This window comes from Nocardia paucivorans NBRC 100373 (assembly GCF_000308675.1).
Lineage (GTDB): Bacteria > Actinomycetota > Actinomycetes > Mycobacteriales > Mycobacteriaceae > Nocardia > Nocardia paucivorans.
Window position 1 is genome coordinate 440,875 of the sequence record NZ_BAGE01000018.1, and the last position, 18,822, is coordinate 459,696.

20 protein-coding genes are annotated in these 18,822 nt (G+C 67.7%); 10 read left to right on the forward strand and 10 right to left on the reverse strand.

The annotated features are described in order from the left end of the window. Positions 1 to 66 precede the first annotated feature (66 nt). Both ON32_RS04205 and sdhC read right to left on the reverse strand, forming a co-directional pair. Positions 67 to 498: a succinate dehydrogenase hydrophobic membrane anchor subunit gene (locus tag ON32_RS04205; protein WP_040788730.1), complete on the reverse strand. Its 432-nt coding sequence runs from the start codon at positions 496 to 498 to the stop codon at positions 67 to 69. A gap of 4 nt (positions 499 to 502) precedes the next feature. Continuing rightward, positions 503 to 901 (reverse strand): succinate dehydrogenase, cytochrome b556 subunit, encoded by a 399-nt coding sequence (sdhC, locus tag ON32_RS04210; protein WP_040788731.1) that lies wholly within the window; start codon positions 899 to 901, stop codon positions 503 to 505. Between the two features lie 267 nt (positions 902 to 1,168). Between sdhC and ON32_RS04215 the strand changes: the two genes are divergently transcribed. The 3 genes from ON32_RS04215 to ON32_RS04225 all read left to right on the forward strand — a co-directional run bounded on the left by ON32_RS04215 (position 1,169) and on the right by ON32_RS04225 (position 4,237). Next, the gene (locus ON32_RS04215) at positions 1,169 to 1,606 is read left to right on the forward strand and encodes a cytidine deaminase (protein ID WP_051132823.1); all 438 of its coding nucleotides are present in this window, start codon (positions 1,169 to 1,171) and stop codon (positions 1,604 to 1,606) included. A gap of 75 nt (positions 1,607 to 1,681) precedes the next feature. Then, the gene (locus ON32_RS04220) at positions 1,682 to 2,980 is read left to right on the forward strand and encodes a thymidine phosphorylase (RefSeq protein ID WP_040788733.1); all 1,299 of its coding nucleotides are present in this window, start codon (positions 1,682 to 1,684) and stop codon (positions 2,978 to 2,980) included. 159 nt (positions 2,981 to 3,139) lie between these two features. Then, the gene (locus ON32_RS04225; protein WP_040788734.1) at positions 3,140 to 4,237 is read left to right on the forward strand and encodes an adenosine deaminase; all 1,098 of its coding nucleotides are present in this window, start codon (positions 3,140 to 3,142) and stop codon (positions 4,235 to 4,237) included. A 149-nt stretch (positions 4,238 to 4,386) separates the two neighbouring features. Here the strand turns inward: ON32_RS04225 and ON32_RS04230 are convergent, their stop codons facing one another. The 5 genes from ON32_RS04230 to ON32_RS04250 form a co-directional block, all read right to left on the reverse strand. After that, on the reverse strand, positions 4,387 to 5,661 hold the full coding sequence (locus ON32_RS04230) for a SatS C-terminal domain-containing protein (RefSeq protein ID WP_040788735.1): 1,275 nt from the start codon (positions 5,659 to 5,661) through the stop codon (positions 4,387 to 4,389). 33 nt (positions 5,662 to 5,694) lie between these two features. Continuing rightward, positions 5,695 to 6,033, reverse strand: a complete 339-nt coding sequence (locus tag ON32_RS04235) for a YbaB/EbfC family nucleoid-associated protein (protein ID WP_040788736.1) — start codon at positions 6,031 to 6,033, stop codon at positions 5,695 to 5,697. Between the two features lie 76 nt (positions 6,034 to 6,109). Beyond that, positions 6,110 to 6,460 (reverse strand): hypothetical protein, encoded by a 351-nt coding sequence (locus ON32_RS04240; protein ID WP_051132824.1) that lies wholly within the window; start codon positions 6,458 to 6,460, stop codon positions 6,110 to 6,112. Then, on the reverse strand, positions 6,457 to 7,560 hold the full coding sequence (locus ON32_RS04245; protein WP_040788887.1) for an NlpC/P60 family protein: 1,104 nt from the start codon (positions 7,558 to 7,560) through the stop codon (positions 6,457 to 6,459). Before ON32_RS04245 ends, ON32_RS04240 begins: the two co-directional genes overlap by 4 nt. A gap of 4 nt (positions 7,561 to 7,564) precedes the next feature. After that, a complete protein-coding gene (locus ON32_RS04250; RefSeq protein ID WP_040788737.1) occupies positions 7,565 to 7,879 on the reverse strand; it encodes a hypothetical protein in 315 nt (104 codons plus the stop codon). Between the two features lie 296 nt (positions 7,880 to 8,175). On the opposite strand from ON32_RS04250, the gene upp reads away from it, so the two are divergent. Then, a complete protein-coding gene (gene upp, locus ON32_RS04255; protein WP_040788738.1) occupies positions 8,176 to 8,799 on the forward strand; it encodes a uracil phosphoribosyltransferase in 624 nt (207 codons plus the stop codon). 59 nt (positions 8,800 to 8,858) lie between these two features. Here the strand turns inward: upp and ON32_RS04260 are convergent, their stop codons facing one another. Next, complete coding sequence (locus ON32_RS04260; protein WP_051132826.1) at positions 8,859 to 10,454, reverse strand: phospho-sugar mutase; 1,596 nt, start codon at positions 10,452 to 10,454, stop codon at positions 8,859 to 8,861. Further along, entirely contained in the window at positions 10,375 to 11,181 is an 807-nt protein-coding gene (locus ON32_RS04265) for a purine-nucleoside phosphorylase (RefSeq protein ID WP_040788739.1), read from the reverse strand. Before ON32_RS04265 ends, ON32_RS04260 begins: the two co-directional genes overlap by 80 nt. 195 nt (positions 11,182 to 11,376) lie before the next feature. Here ON32_RS04265 and ON32_RS04270 point away from each other — a divergent pair, with 195 nt between their 5' ends. Both ON32_RS04270 and ON32_RS04275 read left to right on the forward strand, forming a co-directional pair. Next, positions 11,377 to 12,561 carry a M20 family metallopeptidase gene (locus tag ON32_RS04270; RefSeq protein ID WP_040788740.1) on the forward strand — a complete coding sequence of 395 codons (1,185 nt, stop codon included), beginning with the start codon at positions 11,377 to 11,379 and terminating at the stop codon, positions 12,559 to 12,561. A gap of 17 nt (positions 12,562 to 12,578) precedes the next feature. Then, entirely contained in the window at positions 12,579 to 13,745 is a 1,167-nt protein-coding gene (locus ON32_RS04275; RefSeq protein ID WP_040788890.1) for a M20 family metallopeptidase, read from the forward strand. Positions 13,746 to 13,834: 89 nt separating this feature from the next. On the opposite strand, the gene ON32_RS04280 is transcribed toward ON32_RS04275, so the two are convergent. Beyond that, positions 13,835 to 14,314: a gamma-glutamylcyclotransferase family protein gene (locus ON32_RS04280; RefSeq protein ID WP_040788741.1), complete on the reverse strand. Its 480-nt coding sequence runs from the start codon at positions 14,312 to 14,314 to the stop codon at positions 13,835 to 13,837. Between the two features lie 196 nt (positions 14,315 to 14,510). Between ON32_RS04280 and ON32_RS04285 the strand changes: the two genes are divergently transcribed. The 4 genes from ON32_RS04285 to ON32_RS29520 all read left to right on the forward strand — a co-directional run bounded on the left by ON32_RS04285 (position 14,511) and on the right by ON32_RS29520 (position 18,636). Continuing rightward, positions 14,511 to 15,914: an NAD(P)H-quinone dehydrogenase gene (locus tag ON32_RS04285; RefSeq protein ID WP_040788742.1), complete on the forward strand. Its 1,404-nt coding sequence runs from the start codon at positions 14,511 to 14,513 to the stop codon at positions 15,912 to 15,914. Between the two features lie 354 nt (positions 15,915 to 16,268). Further along, complete coding sequence (locus ON32_RS04290) at positions 16,269 to 17,249, forward strand: hypothetical protein (protein ID WP_245550786.1); 981 nt, start codon at positions 16,269 to 16,271, stop codon at positions 17,247 to 17,249. A 74-nt stretch (positions 17,250 to 17,323) separates the two neighbouring features. After that, positions 17,324 to 18,337, forward strand: coding sequence for a DUF8176 domain-containing protein (locus tag ON32_RS04295; protein WP_040788743.1), 1,014 nt, complete (start codon positions 17,324 to 17,326; stop codon positions 18,335 to 18,337). A gap of 128 nt (positions 18,338 to 18,465) precedes the next feature. After that, a complete protein-coding gene (locus ON32_RS29520; RefSeq protein ID WP_157224069.1) occupies positions 18,466 to 18,636 on the forward strand; it encodes a hypothetical protein in 171 nt (56 codons plus the stop codon). The last annotated feature ends 186 nt before the right edge of the window (positions 18,637 to 18,822 follow it).

Sequence of the window (18,822 nt, forward strand, 5' to 3'; positions counted from 1 at the left end):
GCATGTGCGAAGCACGCTGTGTCATGGATTCGTTCGCTGCGCTCACTCATGCGGAGGAGACCGTTCCTAACTGATGTTGGGGTCGAAGGTGAAGATGACGTAGGTGCCCACGCCCATGATGAGGATCATCGAGAGGACCAGCAGGACCTTGAGCCAGAACCGGGTCGAGTCCTTACGCGAGTAGTCGTCGATCACGGTGCGCAGGCCGTTGCCGCCGTGCAGCTGTGCCAGCCACAGCATGGTCAGGTCCCAGATCTGCCAGAACGGGCTGGACCAGCGGCCGGCCACGAAGGCGAAGTTCACGCGCTTCACGCCGCCGTCGAGCAGCAGCATGATCGCCATGTGGCCGAGGACCAGCAGGATCAGCGCGACACCGGAGAAGCGCATGAACAGCCACGCGTACTTCTCGAAGTTGTTGCGGGTACGGCCGCGGGGGGCGCGAGGCAGATCCAGGCTCGCCGGACGATCGTAGGACTTGCCGAGAACGGGTGCGGTCATGGTCTCAGTGCTCCGTCAACAGTAGGAAGAACATGCGTCCGACAGCGGGCACGAGCAGCACCACGAGCAGACCCAGGATGCCCCAGAGCATCTGCTTCTGGTAACGCGGGCCCTGTGACCAGAAGTCGATCAGGATCACTCGCACACCGTTGAGCGCGTGGAACAGCACGCAGAAGACCAGCCCCATCTCCATGAGCGCCACGACGGGGGTCTTGTAGATCTCGAGCGCTTCGTCGTAGGTGGTGGGGCTGACCCGGACCAGCGCGGTGTCCAAGACGTGCACGAAAAGGAAGAAGAACACGGTGACACCGGTGATCCGGTGGAGTGCCCAGGACCACATTCCGGGGTCGCCGCGGTAGAGCGTCTTACGCTTCGGCTGAGCCGGAGCCTCTATCGTGGTCATAAGAGTTCGGTGCCTCCAACATCGTTGATGGACCCGGTTGAGGATCCGACACCGGCCGCCACAGCCGCATCGCCGGCGGCGGCCCGCGCGGGGTGTATACCCAGCGGTTGCCGTATTCCGGCTCGCGTCGGAACCTGAACCGATCTGATGTGGACTCTAATCCTCTGCGATTCCGGGAACTAATTCGGCGTGCGGTGCGTTGCGTAACATCCGGCTGGGTTAGGGTTACCTTTGTTGGGTCGTGACGGGTTCCGCGGCGGCTTTCGCATGCCCATCCGCCGACGCTGTGGCAGGAGGATCGCGGTGCCGGAAATCGAGTGGAAAACATTGCGTGACAACGCATTTCGAGTTATGCGTCATGCGTATGCCCCATATTCGCGCTTTCCGGTCGGTGCGGCGGCGCTGCGCGCCGATGGTTCGATCGCGCAGGGCTGCAATGTGGAAAATGTCTCATACGGTTTGGGGCTGTGCGCCGAATGCGTACTCGTCGGTAACCACCAATCGGCCGGCGGTGGACGGTTGCTGGCGGTCTCGGTGTGCGATTCGCGCGGGGAGATTCTCCTGCCCTGTGGCCGCTGCCGACAAGTGCTCTACGAGTTCGGCGGGGCCGAGCTCCTGGTGGACCACCGCAACGGTCCGGTGCGGTTGGGCGGTCTACTGGCCGATGCCTTCGGCCCCGACGACCTGAACGCCGGACGGATCTGACCGGCAGCAGACCAGGGTCGCACCACCGGGCGTTTTCACATCGCAGCCTTGCCGTTCCGCTGTGACACTGGGCGGGTGACAGCATTCGACGCGGTATCGGTCATCGCTACGAAACGGGACGGCGGACAGCTTTCCGACGCACAAATCGACTGGGTGGTGGATGCCTTCACCCGCGGTGAGGTCGCCGACGAACAAATGTCGGCGCTGGCCATGGCGATCGTCTGGCGCGGAATGACCCGTCGGGAGATCGCGCGCTGGACCACCGCCATGCTCGGCACCGGCCGCCGGCTGGACTTCACCGATCTGCCGCGCCCCACTGTGGACAAACATTCCACCGGTGGCGTGGGGGACAAGATCACCCTGCCCCTGGCCCCGCTGGTGGCCGCCTGCGGGGCAGCGGTACCGCAACTGTCCGGCCGCGGGCTCGGTCACACCGGCGGCACCCTCGACAAACTCGAATCGATACCGGGCTGGCGCGCCGACTTCACCCCGGCCCGGATGCGTGAAATCCTGGCCGACCCCGCGGTGGGCGCCGTGTGCTGTGCGGCGGGCGCCGACCTGGCACCCGCCGATAAACGGCTCTACGCCCTGCGCGATGTCACCGGCACCGTGGAGTCCCTGCCGCTCATCGCGAGCTCGATCATGAGCAAGAAGATCGCCGAGGGAACCGCGGCCCTGGCCCTGGATGTGAAGGTCGGCTCCGGGGCCCTGCTGAAAACCCGGGACGAAGCCCGTGAGCTGGCCACCACCATGGTGGAATTGGGCGCCGACGCGGGTGTGCGCACCGTCGCCCTGCTCACCGATATGTCGACCCCACTGGGGCGCACGGTCGGCAACGCCCTCGAAGTCGCCGAGGCCGTGGAGGTACTGGCCGGTGGCGGGCCCGCCGATATCGTCGAACTCACCCTCACCCTCGCCCGGGAGATGGTGGCCCTGGCCGGGCTCGACACCGACCCGGCCGACGCCCTCGCCGACGGTCGGGCCATGGATCATTGGCGCGCCATGATCCGCGCCCAGGGCGGTGACCCGGATGCCCCACTGCCGCGCGCCACCCACACCGAGACCGTCCGTGCCGAACGCGGCGGCATCCTCACCGGGCTCGACGCCCTCGCCGTCGGTACGGCCGCCTGGCGGCTCGGCGCCGGGCGGGCTCGACAGGGCGAAACCGTGCAGGCGGGCGCCGGCATTCACCTGCACGCCGGCCGCGGCGACACCGTCACCGCCGGACAACCCCTGCTCACCCTGCACACCGACACTCCGGCCGCATTCCCCCGAGCGCTGGCCGCGCTGGAGGACGCGATCACCATCACCGACGCACCGGAGGTCCGCCCACCCGGACCGCTCGTCCTCGAACGCGTCGGCGAACGCCGGTAACCGCACGGTCGAACCGACCACCGGCGGATACGCCCATCGGCCACCACGTGCGGGAAGGCGAGCAAACCGTGGGGGAACAAGGTGAACACCCGACGACCATTCGCGGTGAAGTATGCCGACTCACCTACCGAACCGGGAACGGACGACTACCGTCGTGGCATGACTGGACCGATGCCGTTGAACCTCGCCTCGATCCGCCAAGCACCGAAGGCGCTCCTACACGACCATCTGGACGGCGGGCTCAGACCCGCCACCGTGTTGGAACTGGCCGAGGACTGCGGTTACGACGGATTGCCCGCCGCCGATGCCGAAACACTGGCCAACTGGTTCCGGGAGGCGGCCGACAGCGGGTCCCTGGTGCGCTACCTGGAAACCTTCGAGCACACCGTCGCCGTTATGCAGACCGCGGACGGGCTGCGTCGGGTGGCCCGCGAATGTGCGGAGGACCTGGCCGCCGACGGTGTCGTCTACGCCGAGATCCGATTCGCCCCGGAGCAACACCTGGAACGGGGACTCACCCTCGACGAGGTGGTGGAACACACCCTGTCCGGTTTCCGGCAGGGCGAACAGCTGGCGGCCGAATCCGGGCGGCCGATCGTGGTGCGCTGCCTGTTGACCGCCATGCGGCACGCCGCGCGCTCTCGAGAAATCGCCGAACTCGCGGTGCGCTGGCGCGACCAGGGTGTTTGCGGATTCGATATCGCCGGCGCCGAAGCCGGATACCCGCCCACCCGACACTTGGACGCCTTCGAATATCTGCGGGCCAACCACGCCCACTTCACCATCCACGCCGGTGAGGCGTTCGGGCTGCCGTCCATCCACGAAGCGCTCGCCTTCTGCGGTAGCGATCGACTCGGGCACGGGGTACGGATCACCGACGATATCGACGTCCCGGACGCGATCGAGGACGCCAGATTGGGGGTGGTCGCCAACTATGTCCGGGACAAGCGGGTACCGCTGGAACTGTGCCCCTCGTCCAATGTGCAGACGGGCGCTGTCCCTTCACTGGACAAGCACCCCTTCGACCTACTGGCCCGACTGCGGTTCCGGGTCACCGTCAATACCGACAACCGGCTGATGAGCGACACCAGTATGAGTCTGGAGATGCTGAAACTGGTGCAGACGTTCGGCTACGGATGGAGCGACCTGGAACGGTTCACCATCAACGCCATGAAATCGGCGTTCATCCCGTTCCCGGAACGCCTGCGCATCATCGACGACATCATCAAACCCGGTTACGCCGTGTTGTTGGGTTGAGCCGCGTTCTCGTGCGGCGTTCTCGTGTGGCTGGTGCGCAACACCCTCGTGCCACGGCACCGGGACTCGCGGTGACAGGTGCCGAGCACGAAACGGGTCGCGCCGGCGCGACCCGCACGGAGACGGTTTCGGGAGAGGGCCGGTGATGGTTACTGGGGGGACAGTTTGGATTCGAAGTAGCGTTCCAGTTCCCGCCAGGCCTCGGCCTCGGCGGTGAAAGGCGGATTGGGGGCCAGCCGGGTGGGATCGGGATTCAGCAGGTAGGAGACATACCAGCCCAGGGGCGTGGACTTGGCGAGCGCCTGTTCGACCGTATCGTCCCCGGCGTAGTCGGCGGCATCGGTGAACAGCTCCACCGCCAGATCCAGCTGCTCCACATCCACCGCTTCGGGGCCGGCGGCCAGGTCGTCGGCCAGACCGGGCAGAACGTAGATGTTCTCGTCGGTGACCTCCACCTCCAGGGAGCCGTCGATGGCAGCGGTCTGCACCTCGGCGTAGGTACTCACCCGGGACAGGTCGTGGTCGTGATCATCGGCCAGGTAGCGGGCCAATGCCCGTTCGGAACCGAACACCAGGATCGAGCCCTTGGAACCGAGGAAGATCGGTTCGTCGTCGAGATAACAGCGCAGGGTGAAATAGGTCGCGCCCGATGCGACGATCTTGATCGGGTCGATGCCTACCTCGTCCCAGAACGTCAGCTCCTCGTCGTCCTCGTCGTCGCCGTCCTCCTCGCCGGTTTCGTCCTCGTCGTCTTCGTCGAGATCGACCGGCTCGAAGTCCTCGGTGTCGGTATCGGCGTCCTCGGCATCGACGATGTTCTCCTCGGCGGCGAGCAACTCGGCCTCGGCGATCGCGACCGCCTCGGAATCCACTTCCGGAGTGCGGACCACCGAATCAATGGCGTCGAGTACATCGTCCCAGTCCTTGGCCACCGCGGCGCCGATCTGGTGCCACAGCTCCATGCCCTCGCGTCCGGCGAAGGAACGCACACCGCCGGCCAGCGCGCCGAGCACCGGATGCGATCCGAAGAACTTGGTCACCGTATCGAGCTCGCACACCTCGCCGATATTGCGAACCATGGTGAGGGTGTCCTCGAGCTCGGCGACGGAATCCACATCCGGATCGCCCGCGACCAGTTCGGGAACACCGACCAGGTCGTAGGAATGCTCGGCCTCCGGTTCCAACTCCGCCGCCGATAGCCCCGCCACGATCTTCCATGCGGGATGATCGACCAGATCGTTGTCGTTGTCGGTCCGGATGAAGGCGGCCAGCTCCGCTACGGATTCGAAACCGTAGAGAGCGTCCTCATTACCCAGGAACGCCTCCCACTCGTCGTCGCCGTCACGCCAGCGCGGTGCCCACAGGGTGACCAGATCGCCGTCGGTGAGACAGAGCTCGATCGGGACGATGTCTCCAGAAGCCATGTGCGGAAGCCTATCGAGCTTCCGGCTCAGGCACTATCCGGAGGCCCCCGATATTCCCGTGGCGTCCTGCGGTTCCGGGGCGAATGACTCGTTCAGAGCCGCAATAACGTTCGACCGCTGATTTCCCGCGTCCTCGGCGGCCTGCCGACAGGCCCAGATGATCAGTTGGGACACCTCGGCCGGCGGAAGCGATGTCACCGACTCGGACAGGTGCAGAGCCGTCAGGGCTCCGTTGTCGTCCACCTCCACCGAAACCAGGCCGTCTTCGGTGGAGAACCGTCCACGCACCTGCTTCAGGCCGTACAGCGCCGCTTCCAGCGCCTCCAGTTTCCTGGTGGCGCCTGCCACCAGGGCATCCATTTCCGCACTCATGCTGTTGTGTCCTTTCGTGGCATGAGCGAGCGCCCTGCGTGGTCACGCTCCGCCACCACTTGCCGGTTTCGGCCGCTCATACGGGCCTCATCCAGCTCGTCGGGCCGGTATCGGCGTCATCGATGCGGTCCAGTTCGTCCACCGCCTGCTGCCGGGTGGGCAGCCCGAGGCCGTCGAGGACCTCGTTCGGCATACCGGCTTCGGCCAGGATCTCCCGCCGTCGGGCCTTGGCCGCGATGGTGGAGCGCCGGGTGAGTCGAAGGATCTCGTCGGCCAGTGCCTGTGCGCCGTAGCGGTATTCGCTGCGCTCGAATTTGATCTCCACCGGCATGCCCTGGTCGGTGGCCCGGACGGTGATGGTGCCGGATCGGTTCGTGCTGGTGGATACCGTCACATTGGGTATCTGCGGGGATTGCTGTTCGCTCATGAGGTGGGCCTGTAGAAACCGTAGAATTCCATACCGCAGTTCTCCGTTCGAATTGCGCCGACCTGGACCGGATCACCGGCCTCGACCATCTGTCCGTTACCGACCACCATGGCGACATGCCCGTCCCACACCACCAGATCACCGGGCATCAGATCGCCCGCGGATACCGGGGTGGCGCCATTGGCCTGTTCGTGGGCCAGCCGGGGGAGTTCGACACCGGCCTCGCCGTACGCCCATTTGGTGAGCCCGCTACAGTCCAGCCCCACGCCCGGAGTGTTACCGCCCCAGACATAGGGAGTGCCGACCGCGCTCAGCGCCGCCTTCACCGCGGTGGCCGCCTTCTGGTTCGGCGCCTCCACCACGCTCCCGTCCGGCAGGGTGATCTTCACCCCGTTGCCGTCGCTGCCCTGGTTCGTGGCACCGGCGGAGGTGCTCGTCTTGCCGAGGATTCCCTTCGAGGTGCTGTTGCTCAGGCTCGGGCTGCTCATCGCGGAGCTCATCAGCGAACCGGCCGTGCTCGCGATACCCGAAACCCCCGATACCGCCTGCGAGATGGCCTGTGGGGCCACCGCTGCGGTATTCGCCGCCGTCGGGGTCGGCGGAGGTGGGGTCAACTCCTGCATCGAGGCGGTCTGGGTCTGTAGTTCGCCCTGTACCCGGCCCACCACGTTCAGCGCCTGGCCGAGATGGTCGATGGCCGAGCCCACCAGCATGCTCAGCCCGGCGGGGGTCCCCAGGGTGGGTGCGAGCGAGGTCGCGGTGTTCACGAACGACTGGGCGATGGTGGTCAGTTCCTTCTGCCCGGTCTCCACATGGGTCGCGGCCTGAGCGACCACCGTCGCCATCTCGTTACCGCGGTCGGAAATGGTGGCCGCCGTGGTCTGTACCCGCAACGCCTTCGAGGTGGCGGCGTCGGCGCCCTGACCATCCCAGGCGGTGTTCATCTGGTTGATACTCGCCCGGCCCAACGCGTGCACCTGGTCGATGGCGGTGGAAGCCGAACGCAGCGCGTTGCCGGCACCGTCGGCGGGCAGGACGCCGGTGCCGAAACTGGCCAGCAGATCGAATATCGGTTTCGCGATGGCGTTGATGTCGATCACGAGATCACTCCTGCGCCGCGCTGCGCAGCGCGGCGGCATTGTTCAGGTCGGCCTCCCCGTAGCTCACCGCGGAACCGATCGCCGCGCCGCTCATGGTGCCCAATACGGCGGACAGCTGCCCGATGGTTGCGATATGACCGGCGTGCGCGGCCGCGTACGCCGCCAGGAAATCACCTCCGATCAGACCGAAGATCGGCCCCAGCGCTGCGGGCGCGGCGATCGCCGCGTCGGCGCCGGCCGCGGCGAGCTCACCGGCCATCACCTGAGCGGTCGCACCGTAGGCGGCGATACCCTCGGCGTCGGCTGAGATGTTCACCATCAGACTTCCCCCATCGACTTCGTTTCCCGGGCAGAGTATGTCATCTACTCGATTGGACGCGCAGACAACCCGAACGGTTCCGGTTCGACGACAATTTCCGAACCCGACGCGTACGGCGGCGAATATGTTCCGATGTTCCGATGTTCCGATATGTTCCGACCCTAGCGGCCCTCGCCCGTCACCGTGTCCTCGACCGGGCCCGGCCTACGCGGTCGCGGTGCGCCCGCCTCCCGGTGACGCGTGGAGCACGCGCGCATGGCCGGGCCCCGGGCGCACGGACGCATATCGTTCCTTTCATGCACACGCATATCGTCGACCATCCGCTCACCGCGAGTCTGCTCACCATCATGCGGGACGAGCGGACGCCGGACCACGCCTTCCGCGCGGCGCTGAAGGACCTCTCGGGCCTGCTGATCTACGAGGCGCTGCGGGACGCACCGGCGGAACGGTTCGATATCGTCACCCCGGTCGCGCCGACCGAAGGCATTCGGCTGGCCCGACCTCCGCTGCTGGTTCCGGTACTGCGCGCCGGGCTCGGCATGGTGGAGGCCGCCGCGACCCTGATACCGCGCGCTCATATGGGTTTTGTCGGGCTCGCCCGGGACGAGAGGACCCACCGGCCCACCCCGTACATGGAATCACTACCCGAGAACCTTTCCGACACACCGGTTTTCGTCCTGGATCCGATGTTGGCCACCGGCGGGTCGATGCTGCATACGCTGAAGCTTCTGGTGGCGCGTGGGGCGCGGGAGATCACCGCGGTATGCGCGGTATCCGCCCCCGAAGGGGTCGCGGCGCTCGAGGCGTCCGGGCTGCCGGTCCGATTGGTCACCGCGGCCGTGGACGAGGGATTGAACGAGAACGCCTTCATCGTGCCCGGATTGGGGGATGCGGGAGACCGTCAATTCGGTTGTGTGTGAGTCGGTTGTGTGTGAGTCGGTTGTGTGTGAGTCGGTTGTGTGTGTGAGCCGGCCGCACCTCAGGTGGCGAGAGTCCGGCAGTATTCGCTCAACCGGGAAAGCCGTTCCGCCGCCAGGGATTCGGCCGTTTCCAGTGCGGCGCGCCCGGCCACCGGCTGCACCACTTCCAAATAGCACTTGAGCTTGGGTTCGGTCCCGGAGGGCCGGATGACGAGGCGGATACCGGAGCCGGTGAAAACCAGCGCGTCGGTGCGCATTCGGCCCCGGACGGTGGACAGGTCGACGCATTCGACCGGGGTCCCGGCCAGTTCGCGCGGTGGCGCCTCGCGCAGCCGCCGCAACAACTCCGCGGCGGCGGAAGGGGCCGGAAGCCGCAGCGAGACCTGATCGCCGGCGTGCACTCCGAACTCCACGGCGTAGTCGTCGAGCCGGTCGGCCGGCGTACGACTCTCGGCCTTCAACCGGGCCACCAGGTCCGCCGCCAACACCGCGGTTGAGATACCGTCCTTGTCCCGTACCGCCGCCGGGTCCACACAGTGGCCGATCGCCTCCTCATAGGCGTAGACCAACCCCTCGCCCGCTCTGGTGAGCCATTTGAAACCGGTCAGGGTTTCGGCGTAGCGGGCACCGCGGGCCGCGGCCAGGCGCGACAGCAGGCGCGAGGACACGATGGTGGTGGCGACCAGAGAATTCGGCGGCGCGGTGCGCAGCACGGCATCGGCCAACAGCACCCCGGTCTCGTCGCCGCGCAGCATGCGCGGGCCGGCCGGGGTGCGGATACCGATGGCGCAGCGGTCGGCATCCGGGTCCAGGGCCACGGCCAGGTCGGCGTCCACCCGTTGTGCCAGTGCCAGCAGCCGATCGGTGGCCCCGGGCTCCTCCGGGTTCGGAAACGCGACGGTCGGGAAATCGGGGTCGGGGGCGAACTGATCCTCCACCACGTGGATATCGGTGAACCCGGCGGCGGTGAGCGCCCGCACCGCGGTCTCCCCACCCACACCGTGCAGGGGAGTGAGGGCGATACGGATATCGGCTCGTGCGCCTGTGCCGCCGATCCGTTCCGGCACCCCCGCCACCCGCTCCAGATAGCGGGACAGGATCTCGGCGCCCGACGGCGGTACCGGGCGTCGCGGAATCGGCTCGACGACCTGCGCGATCCGCTGTTCGATCTCGGTATCGGCCGGGGCGATCAACTGCGCGCCGCCATCCAGATACACCTTGTACCCGTTATCGGAGGCCGGGTTGTGCGAGGCCGTGATCTGCACCCCGGCCACCGCGCCCAGTTCCCGGACCGCGAAGGCCGTCACCGGGGTGGGCAACGGGTCCGGCAGTCGCGTCACCGCGAACCCCGCGGCGCCGAATACCTCCGCCGTCACCTCGGCGAACTCGGCGGAACCGTGTCGGGCATCCCGGCCGACCACCACTCGACCGCCGCCCAGGCAGCGATTGCCGAGCCATGCGGCCAGACCGGCGGTGGCGCGGGCCACGGTGGTCTCGTTCATCCCGTCCGGCCCCGGGGCCAGGGGTCCCCGCAGACCGGCGGTGCCGAATCTCAACATTCGCGTCGCACCGCCGTCAGCACTGCTCGAGAATCCCGCGCAGCAGTCGGCCCAGGCGCGGTGCTGCCGCGTGCCCCTCGGCCAGGACCTCGGCATGGGACAGCGGTGCGCCGGTGACCCCGGCCGCCAGATTGGTGACCAGCGAGACGCCGAGCAATCGGGCACCCAGAGCGCGGGCGGCGATCGCCTCGAGCACGGTCGACATCCCCACCAGATCGGCGCCGAGGGTGGCCAGCATGCGGATCTCGGCGGGTGTCTCGTACTGCGGACCGGTCAACCCGGCGTACACACCGTCGGTGAGGGCGGGATCGACCGCTCTGGCGAGCGCGCGCAGTTCGGGATCCCAGGCGTTCACCATGTCGACGAAAGTGGCTCCGGTCAGCGGCGTGCGGCCGGTGAGATTCAGGTGGTCGGCGATCAGCACCGGCTCCCCGACCCGCAGACCGGGCCGGATACCGCCCGCCGCATTGGTGAGCACCACGATCTCGGCCCCCGCCGCCACCGCGGTCCGCACCGGATGGACGACCTCGGTGGGCTCATGTCCTTCGTAGAGATGCCGGCGGCCCATGAGTACCAGAACGGGCGTCTGTTCGACCGGTACCGACAGCACCTTCCCCACATGGCCCTGCGCGGTGGGCGCGGCGAATCCGGGCAGCTCCGCCATGGGCAGCGACGCGGTCGGAGTGCCGATCTCGGTCACGACGCTCTGCCAACCCGAGCCGAGGATCACCGCCACCCGATGCCGTTTCACCGAGGTCCGTTCGGCGATCGCCTGTGCGGCTTCTTCCGCGAGCGCGAGGTCTACAGCCTGTTCGGCAAGCATGGCGACACTGTATCTTTCGCGCCGTCCTCGGTGACGCGGGGTCGTGACGCCGACGGGTTCCGTGTTCGGCGGCCGGTGCGGGTGCTCCGAGGCGTTCCCGACAGGGGATCGGGGGTGAACGGGTTCGGGTGGGGGTGGTGCCAGACTGGGACCATGGCGATTACCCGTGGCTCCGGTGAGGTGGGGGCTCGGTCGATGGACGATCGGGTCGCGAGCTCGGACGCTGCGATCGCCGGCGCGGGTGACCGGCTGATCGCGCTCTCGCACGATATCCACCGCGAGCCCGAACTGGCCTTCGAGGAGACCCGCAGTGTGGCGAAGGTACTCACACCGCTGGCCGAACGCGGATTCGAGATCGAGCGGGGAGTCGCCGAGCTGCCCACGGCGTTCCGGGCGCGCTACGGCAGTGGGGCGCTGACGGTCGGGCTGTGCGCCGAATACGACGCGCTGCCCGATCTGGGGCATGCCTGCGGGCACAACATCATCGCCGCGGCGGCGGTGGGCGCGGCACTGGGACTGGCCGAGGTGGCCGACGAGCTCGACATCACCGTGCTGGTGCTCGGCACTCCCGCGGAGGAGAGCGGCGGCGGCAAGGTGCTCATGCTCGAACGCGGGGTTTTCGACGATGTGGCGATGGCCATGATGGTGCATCCGGGGCCATACGACATCGTCGGCGCGCGGTCCTTGGCGCTGGCCGATCTGTCCGTGGTTTTCCACGGGCGGGAAGCGCACGCCAGCGCCGCTCCGGAAGAAGGCCGAAACGCCGGGGACGCGGTGACGATCGCGCAGGTCGCCATCGGCCTGCTGCGGCAGCATCTGCGGCCCGGCCAGCAACTTCACGGTATAGTCGGCGACGGTGGCGTGGCCCCGAATATCGTGCCCGGACGTGCGGAACTGCTGTACTACCTACGCGCAGTCGACTCCGCATCCCTCGGCAATCTGATGCGACGTGCGTCGGCTTGCTTCGAGGCGGGCGCCCTCGCGGCCGGCTGCACCCACGAAATACGGACGCTCGCTCCGACCTACACCGAGCTCACGCCCGACCCGGCACTACTGGCTGCCTATCGAGAGCAGATCATCGGATTGGGCCGGACGCCGATCGCGCCCGAGCTCGAGGCGCAGCGGCCGTTCGGCAGCACGGACATGGGCAATGTGACCAATGTCCTGCCGGGGATTCACCCCGTCATCGGCATCGAGGCCGGCGGCGCGGTGACGCATCAGCCGGGATTCGCGGTGGCGAGCGTGAACGCCTCGGCCGATCGCGCCGTGTTGGACGGGGCCATGGCACTCGCGCGTACCGCGATCGTGGTCACGAGCGATGAAGCACACAGGGAGAGATTGTTGCAGGGGGTTATTCGACGACAGGAGGACATTCGGTGAGCACAAGCGGCCGTTCGGTGCGCAGCGGGCAGGACGCGGTAGAGGCGTGGCTGGCCGAGCACACGGTCGATCTCGTCCAATGGCGCAGGCATATCCACGCCAATCCGGAACTGTCCCGTGCCGAGTTCGCCACCACCGAGTTCGTCGGAGCCTGGCTGACCAAGGCCGGACTCACCCCCCGGGTTCTTCCCGGCGGCACCGGATTGATCTGCGACATCGGCCCCGACGCGGGCCCACGCATCGCGCTACGCGCCGATATGGACGCCCTGCCGCTCCAGGAGTTCACCGGTCACGATTTCGCCTCCACCGTCCCAGGGGTCTCGCACGCCTGCGGTCATGACGCGCACACCACCATCCTGCTCGGCACCGCGTTGGCCCTGGCCGACCTGGAGCTGCCGGTGGGAGTGCGCCTGATCTTCCAACACGCCGAGGAGGTCATGCCCGGTGGCGCGCTGGACGTGGTCGACACCGGCGCCCTGTCGGGGGTCGAGCGCATCTTCGCTCTGCACTGCGATCCGCGGCTGGAAGTGGGCCGGGTGGGTATCCGGGTCGGCGCCATCACCTCCGCCGCCGATACCGTGGAACTGGTCCTGGACTCGCCCGGCGGTCATACCTCACGCCCCCACCTGACCAGCGACCTGGTCTATGCCATCGGCACCGTCATCACCGGTCTGCCCGGGCTGCTCAGTCGCCGGATCGACCCGCGCACCAGCACGGTCATGGTGTGGGGTGCGGTGAGCGCCGGCAAGGCACCCAATGCGATCCCGCAGACCGGTATGCTCACCGGCACCGTCCGCACCGGTGACCACGCCACCTGGTCGCTGCTGGAACCGATGGTGCACGAGATCGTCGACGGTCTGCTGGCCCCCACCGGGGTCCGTTACCAGCTCAACTACCGCCGCGGTGTGCCGCCGGTGGTCAACGACGAACATTCGGTGCGCATGTTCGAACGCGCCATCACCGATCTGGGGCCCAATGCGCTCGCCGACACTCCGCAGTCCGGGGGTGGTGAGGATTTCTCCTGGTATCTGGAGGAGGTCCCCGGCGCCATGGCCCGCCTGGGGGTGTGGTCCGGTCAGGGTGAGCAGCTCGATCTGCATCAACCCACGTTCGACCTGGACGAACGTGCTCTCGCCGTCGGGGTGCGCATCTTCACCAATATCGTGCTGAATTACGGCGTTTGACGGTCGCGACCGCGCGGTCGCGACCCGCCTGTGGGGCGCGGGAAATTCGATACCCGGGACGGGAAGGCTCCGGTGATCTCGGGCGGATATCAGGTGAAGGTGTTGCCGGGGCCGACATTGCGGCTGTTGCGGGTGCGAAGGGCGTGCACATAGTCCGCGGGTGCGCCGGCCTTCTCCGCCGCGTCCGCCATCACACCCAGGTAGCGCGCCGACGGGAGGCCGCCCTCGTAGGCGTCGAGCACGTACAGCCACGCCAGGATCGGTTCGGTTCCGGTGCCGGGGTTCGGGGTCACCCGCAGCCGGATCTTGCGGTGGATACCGAAATCCGAGCCCTCCCAGCGGTCCAGTCGCTGTTCGTCCTCCGGGGAGACGTCGTAGAGCACGACGAAGACACGTGAGCCGGGTTCCTCCACCACCGTGGCCAGCGGTCCCTCCCAGCCGATGTCGTCTCCGCTGAAGGTGAGTCGCCAGCCCTCCAACCAGCCTGTTCCGTACATGGGGGAGTGCGGACAGCGCTCGAGCATCTGGGTCGAGTCCATGTTGGACCCGTAAGCGGCGTAGATCGGCACGGTAGAAAAGGGTAGCCGGTGCCTCACCGAGTGTGTCCGGCGCCGCGTCGGATGGGCGTGGTCGGATATCGCTTCGACGCCGGCCGGGGCGATGCCCGAGTGGTGGCGACCCGCGCGCGCACAGTCGTTTTCCTGGACCGATAACGTTGACGGGTACCGGAGATCCCGGTCCGAACTGCTTCGAGCGGAGGGGTGCATGACTCGTATTGCGATCATCGGTGGTGGACCGGCCGGTTACGAGGCAGCGCTGGTGGCGGCGCAACACGGGGCCGAGGTCGCGCTGATCGACTCGGACGGTATCGGTGGGGCCTGCGTGCTCTGGGACTGTGTGCCGTCGAAGACCTTCATCGCCTCCACCGGTGTGCGCACCGATCTGCGCCGTGCCCGCAATCTCGGAATCACGCTTGATCCGAGTCAGGCCGGAATCCGGCTGCCCGAGGTGCACGAACGGGTGAAGGCATTGGCGTTGGCCCAGTCGTCGGACATCCGCTCCAAGCTGAAGACCGCGGGAGTGCGGCTGTTGGCGGGACGGGGGTATCTGCTGGACGGCGGCACCGGACGGGTGACGCACCGGGTGCAGGCCCGACTCGCCGACGGGACAGAGGAAACCCTCGAGGCCGAGGTGGTGCTGATCGCGACCGGTGCCAGCCCGCGGGTGCTGCCCGGTGCCGTGCCCGACGGGGAACGCATCCTGAACTGGCGTCAGCTCTACGATCTGACGGAACTGCCGCAGACCCTGGTGGTGGTGGGTTCCGGTGTGACCGGCGCCGAGTTCGTCTCCGCCTACACCGAGATGGGTGTGCAGGTGAAGCTGGTGTCCAGCCGGGACCGGGTGCTGCCGGGTGAGGACGCCGACGCCGCCCTGGTGCTCGAGGACGCCTTCGCCGAACGCGGGGTCGAGCTCGTCCGGAACGCGCGGGCCGATTCGGTGCGGCGGACCGACACCGGTGTCGAGGTGGTGCTCGCCGACGGCCGTACGGTGACCGGTACCCATGCCCTGATGACCGTCGGATCCACCCCCAACACCACCGATCTGGGTCTGGAGAATGTCGGTATCGAGTTGGACCGGGGCGGCTACCTGCGGGTGGACCGGGTGTCGCGCACCCAGGTGCCCGGTATCTACGCGGCGGGCGACTGCACCGGACTGTTGCCGTTGGCGTCGGTGGCGGCCATGCAGGGGCGGATCGCGATGTATCACGCCCTCGGCGAGGGGGTGAGTCCGATCAGGCTCAAAACCGTCGCGTCGGCGGTGTTCACTCGTCCGGAGATCGCCACGGTCGGGGTGAGTCAAACGGCCATCGATAACGGTGAGGTGCCCGCCCGCACGGTGATGTTGCCGCTGAACACCAACCCTCGGGCCAAGATGGCCGGTCTGCGGCGCGGGTTCGTCAAGATCTTCTGCCGGCCCGCCACCGGTGTGGTGATCGGCGGTGTGGTGGTGGCGCCCATCGCCTCCGAACTGATCCTGCCGATCGCGCTGGCGGTGCAGAACAATCTGACGGTCACCGATCTGGCGCAGACCTTCTCGGTGTACCCGTCGTTGACCGGCTCGGTGACCGAGGCCGCGCGGCAGCTCATGCGACACGACGATCTGGGGTGAGCATCGAGATATACGCGCAGGTGACCGCATGGGCCCCGGAATCGGCTGTGCCCGGCGCGTTCCGGTGACCTTTCCGCTCGGCAGGTCTTCCTTCCACTGGGATGTATTCGCCGCGTTGCCGTATCGGCCGGGGTGTGGTTCACTTCCGGGGCAGAGATGCGATCGGCGGGCGGTCGCGTGGTTTGTTGTCGGGGGCTCGTCCTATCGGGCGCGAACGGCGAACGGCCCCGGGTCGTTCCGTTGTCGCGTATCTCGTCAGTTGTGATGACTGGGTGCGGGTCGTCAGGGCCGCATTCGAGAGGAATTGGGCGAGAAGTGAGACATCATAAGCCGAACCGGGCGCAGCGTACCGCGGTGAGTACCTCGCTGCCGTTGGCCACGGCGGCCGCTGTGGCCACGCTCTTCGCGTCGCCCGCGGGGGCAGCTCCGAACGATCAGCCGACGACCCCGGCCCCCGTGCAGCCGGGCACCACCGATCCCGAAGCCGGTCCGCAGACCACGCAGCCGAGCCCGAGCCCGAGTCAGCCGGGCATACAGGACCCGCAGGACAAACAGGGCAGCACGCCGACCCCGAGCCAGCCGGGTGTGGTAACCCCGGAACAGGACTCCGCCCCCGGGGACCAAAAGCCCACCCGGCCCGTTCAGCCGGGTGTCACCCCGCCGCGCGTGGCGCCGCTGCCGGTCCCGGGCCGTCCCGATAGCGCCGATCCGGCGTTGACCCCGCGCGAGCAGGGAGCGCCCGCCCCCGAGGGATCGGCTCCGCGGGCCCAGCAGCCGGGCGCCGAGGACGCCGAGGCTCCCGACTCCGAAACCCCTGACTCGGAGCTGGAGACCCTGGTCCAGCCGCCGGCCTGGCAGGCCCCTCGCTTCGAATCGGCTCCGGCCGCGCCGGTGGTCGAGATGGAGGGACCGCACGCCGAGTTCGGCGCCAGCATCGATGGCGGCAGCCTGCTGCCCGGGCATGTCGCCAACACCCATCACTTCACCAACGAGTCGGGTTATGTCGGCACCGTCGGTTACCGGACGCCGGAGGGTCCCGGTGAGGCCGGTGTGTCGGTGGAGTTCGTCGATGTGAATACCGTCAAGGTGGATGCCTTCGTGGGTGGGCCGGGGCTGACGGACCAGACGGTCGGCACCGTGATCGACACCACGCAGCTGAACGCCGCCCGGGCGGCCGTGGAGCAGTGGATCGCCGCCCAGCCGGGTGGTCAGGCCGCGCTCGACGCCGCGGCGCAGATCAAGCCGCCGCCGCTGTTCCCTGCGGGTGATTTCGGCCCGGAGACGATCGATATCGCTGGCGCCACCACCCAGTGGGGTGGTTCACTCCAGTACTGACACGGGCAGATCGGACGGGTGGGGCGGTCGCTGCGTGCGGCCGCCCCACCCGCATGTCCTGGAAAGGAGGGGCTGTGACGGGCGAGGGTGAAGGCAGCAACCGGGGATCGGACAAGGCCGATTTCGGACCGCCGACCGGAGAATTCGGTCCGCCGGTGTCCGATTTCGGGCCGCCGACCGGTGAGCTGTCCGTCCCGGCGTGGCAGCCCGACTCGGGGTCCGCACACTCCGAGCTCACCTGGCGGCCGGCCACGGAGCCCGCCCCGCCCGCACCCGCACCGCCCTTCCGCGCCTCGGACGCCTTCGGTCCGGAGTTGTCGGCCCCGGTACCCCGGCCCGCCACGGAGTCGGCCCCACCGGCGTTTCCCTCCGCGCCCCGGGAACCGGATGCGGATGCCACCGTTCGCCATCCCATCGAGCGGGATACCCGGTGGAGCCCGGCGTCGGCACCGTCGACCGATCGAACCGGGCTGCCCGAGGAACGGTCGTCGTCCCTGCTGTCCTGGGACAACGACCCGATAGCGCAGCAGCTCACACCGCAATCGGTGGCGAGTGCATTGTCCCCGACCAAACGTCGTGGTCCGGCCATCGGTAAGCGGATGATCTTTCTCGCCACCGCGGTCGTGGTCGTGATCGCCGTGGCCGTCGGCGTCGGGGTGCTGGTGCTGACCCGGGGAGGAAACGAGGAGGGCGCCGCCGCGCCGCCTGCCACCACCCTGGACTGCCCGGCCACCCGGGACGGGAAGGTGGTCACCGGTAACGGCCCGGGCGATACTTCCAGCGGGGCAGGCGCGATTCTCGGTTTCCAGCATGCGTACTACGCCGAGCGTGATGCGGCCTTGGCGCATACGTTCGCGGCGCCGGGAGCGAATCTGTTGGCGCCCACCGAGTTGCAGAAGGTCATCGACGAGCAGATCCCGAAGGGCACGACCTACTGTCTGCGTATCGTGGAAACGGCTCCGGAACACTTCAATGTGGAAATCACCGAGCTGCGTCCCGACGACACCCGGCTGGTGTATTGGCAGGGTGTCACGACCGTGAACTTGGGCGGGCGGACCCTCATCCAGTTGATCGACCCATACGAGTGACAGCGTGTGCCGCGTGAAAAAAGTTCTGCCGCAACTTTTTTCGCGCGATCCGAAAAGTATTCCCCCTTGTCTGTACGACCGTTCGTCCGGTAGCGTTCGGGTTCTACATCAATGGGAGGGAGTTACCTGTGATCACGAAATTCGTTGCCGGTGCCGTGCTGGCGGTCGGCCTGGTGTCGATGGCGCCGGGTATTGCCGCGGCCGGTCCTTGTCAGCCGGGGGTGTCGAAGAACTGCACCGATACGCCTCCGCCGCCGAAGTGCCAGCCGGGTGTCTCGAAGACCTGCCCGCACCGGTAGAACCGAATCCCCGGCCGAACCAACAGTGGTTCGGTTGAGCGGCACCGCACTCGACCCCATCCCGATTTCGGGATGGGGTCGAGTCGTATGGGAGTACCGGCTGCCGAAGCATGACCGACGCGATATCGGTGGCTTATACGTTGGTGGCTTATATGTTGGTGGCTGATATGTTGGCAGCTGATATTG

What these genes read in the sequence shown, in the direction of transcription:
- ON32_RS04205 (WP_040788730.1), bottom strand. Translation starts at nt 498, where the DNA reads ATGACCGCACCCGTTCTCGGCAAGTCCTACGATCGTCCGGCGAGCCTG.
- sdhC (WP_040788731.1), bottom strand. Translation starts at nt 901, where the DNA reads ATGACCACGATAGAGGCTCCGGCTCAGCCGAAGCGTAAGACGCTCTAC.
- ON32_RS04215 (WP_051132823.1), top strand. Translation starts at nt 1,169, where the DNA reads ATGCCCATCCGCCGACGCTGTGGCAGGAGGATCGCGGTGCCGGAAATC.
- ON32_RS04225 (WP_040788734.1), top strand. Translation starts at nt 3,140, where the DNA reads ATGACTGGACCGATGCCGTTGAACCTCGCCTCGATCCGCCAAGCACCG.
- ON32_RS04230 (WP_040788735.1), bottom strand. Translation starts at nt 5,661, where the DNA reads ATGGCTTCTGGAGACATCGTCCCGATCGAGCTCTGTCTCACCGACGGC.
- ON32_RS04235 (WP_040788736.1), bottom strand. Translation starts at nt 6,033, where the DNA reads ATGAGTGCGGAAATGGATGCCCTGGTGGCAGGCGCCACCAGGAAACTG.
- ON32_RS04240 (WP_051132824.1), bottom strand. Translation starts at nt 6,460, where the DNA reads ATGAGCGAACAGCAATCCCCGCAGATACCCAATGTGACGGTATCCACC.
- ON32_RS04250 (WP_040788737.1), bottom strand. Translation starts at nt 7,879, where the DNA reads ATGGTGAACATCTCAGCCGACGCCGAGGGTATCGCCGCCTACGGTGCG.
- upp (WP_040788738.1), top strand. Translation starts at nt 8,176, where the DNA reads ATGCACACGCATATCGTCGACCATCCGCTCACCGCGAGTCTGCTCACC.
- ON32_RS04260 (WP_051132826.1), bottom strand. Translation starts at nt 10,454, where the DNA reads ATGCCGAGGTCCTGGCCGAGGGGCACGCGGCAGCACCGCGCCTGGGCC.
- ON32_RS04265 (WP_040788739.1), bottom strand. Translation starts at nt 11,181, where the DNA reads ATGCTTGCCGAACAGGCTGTAGACCTCGCGCTCGCGGAAGAAGCCGCA.
- ON32_RS04270 (WP_040788740.1), top strand. Translation starts at nt 11,377, where the DNA reads ATGGACGATCGGGTCGCGAGCTCGGACGCTGCGATCGCCGGCGCGGGT.
- ON32_RS04285 (WP_040788742.1), top strand. Translation starts at nt 14,511, where the DNA reads ATGACTCGTATTGCGATCATCGGTGGTGGACCGGCCGGTTACGAGGCA.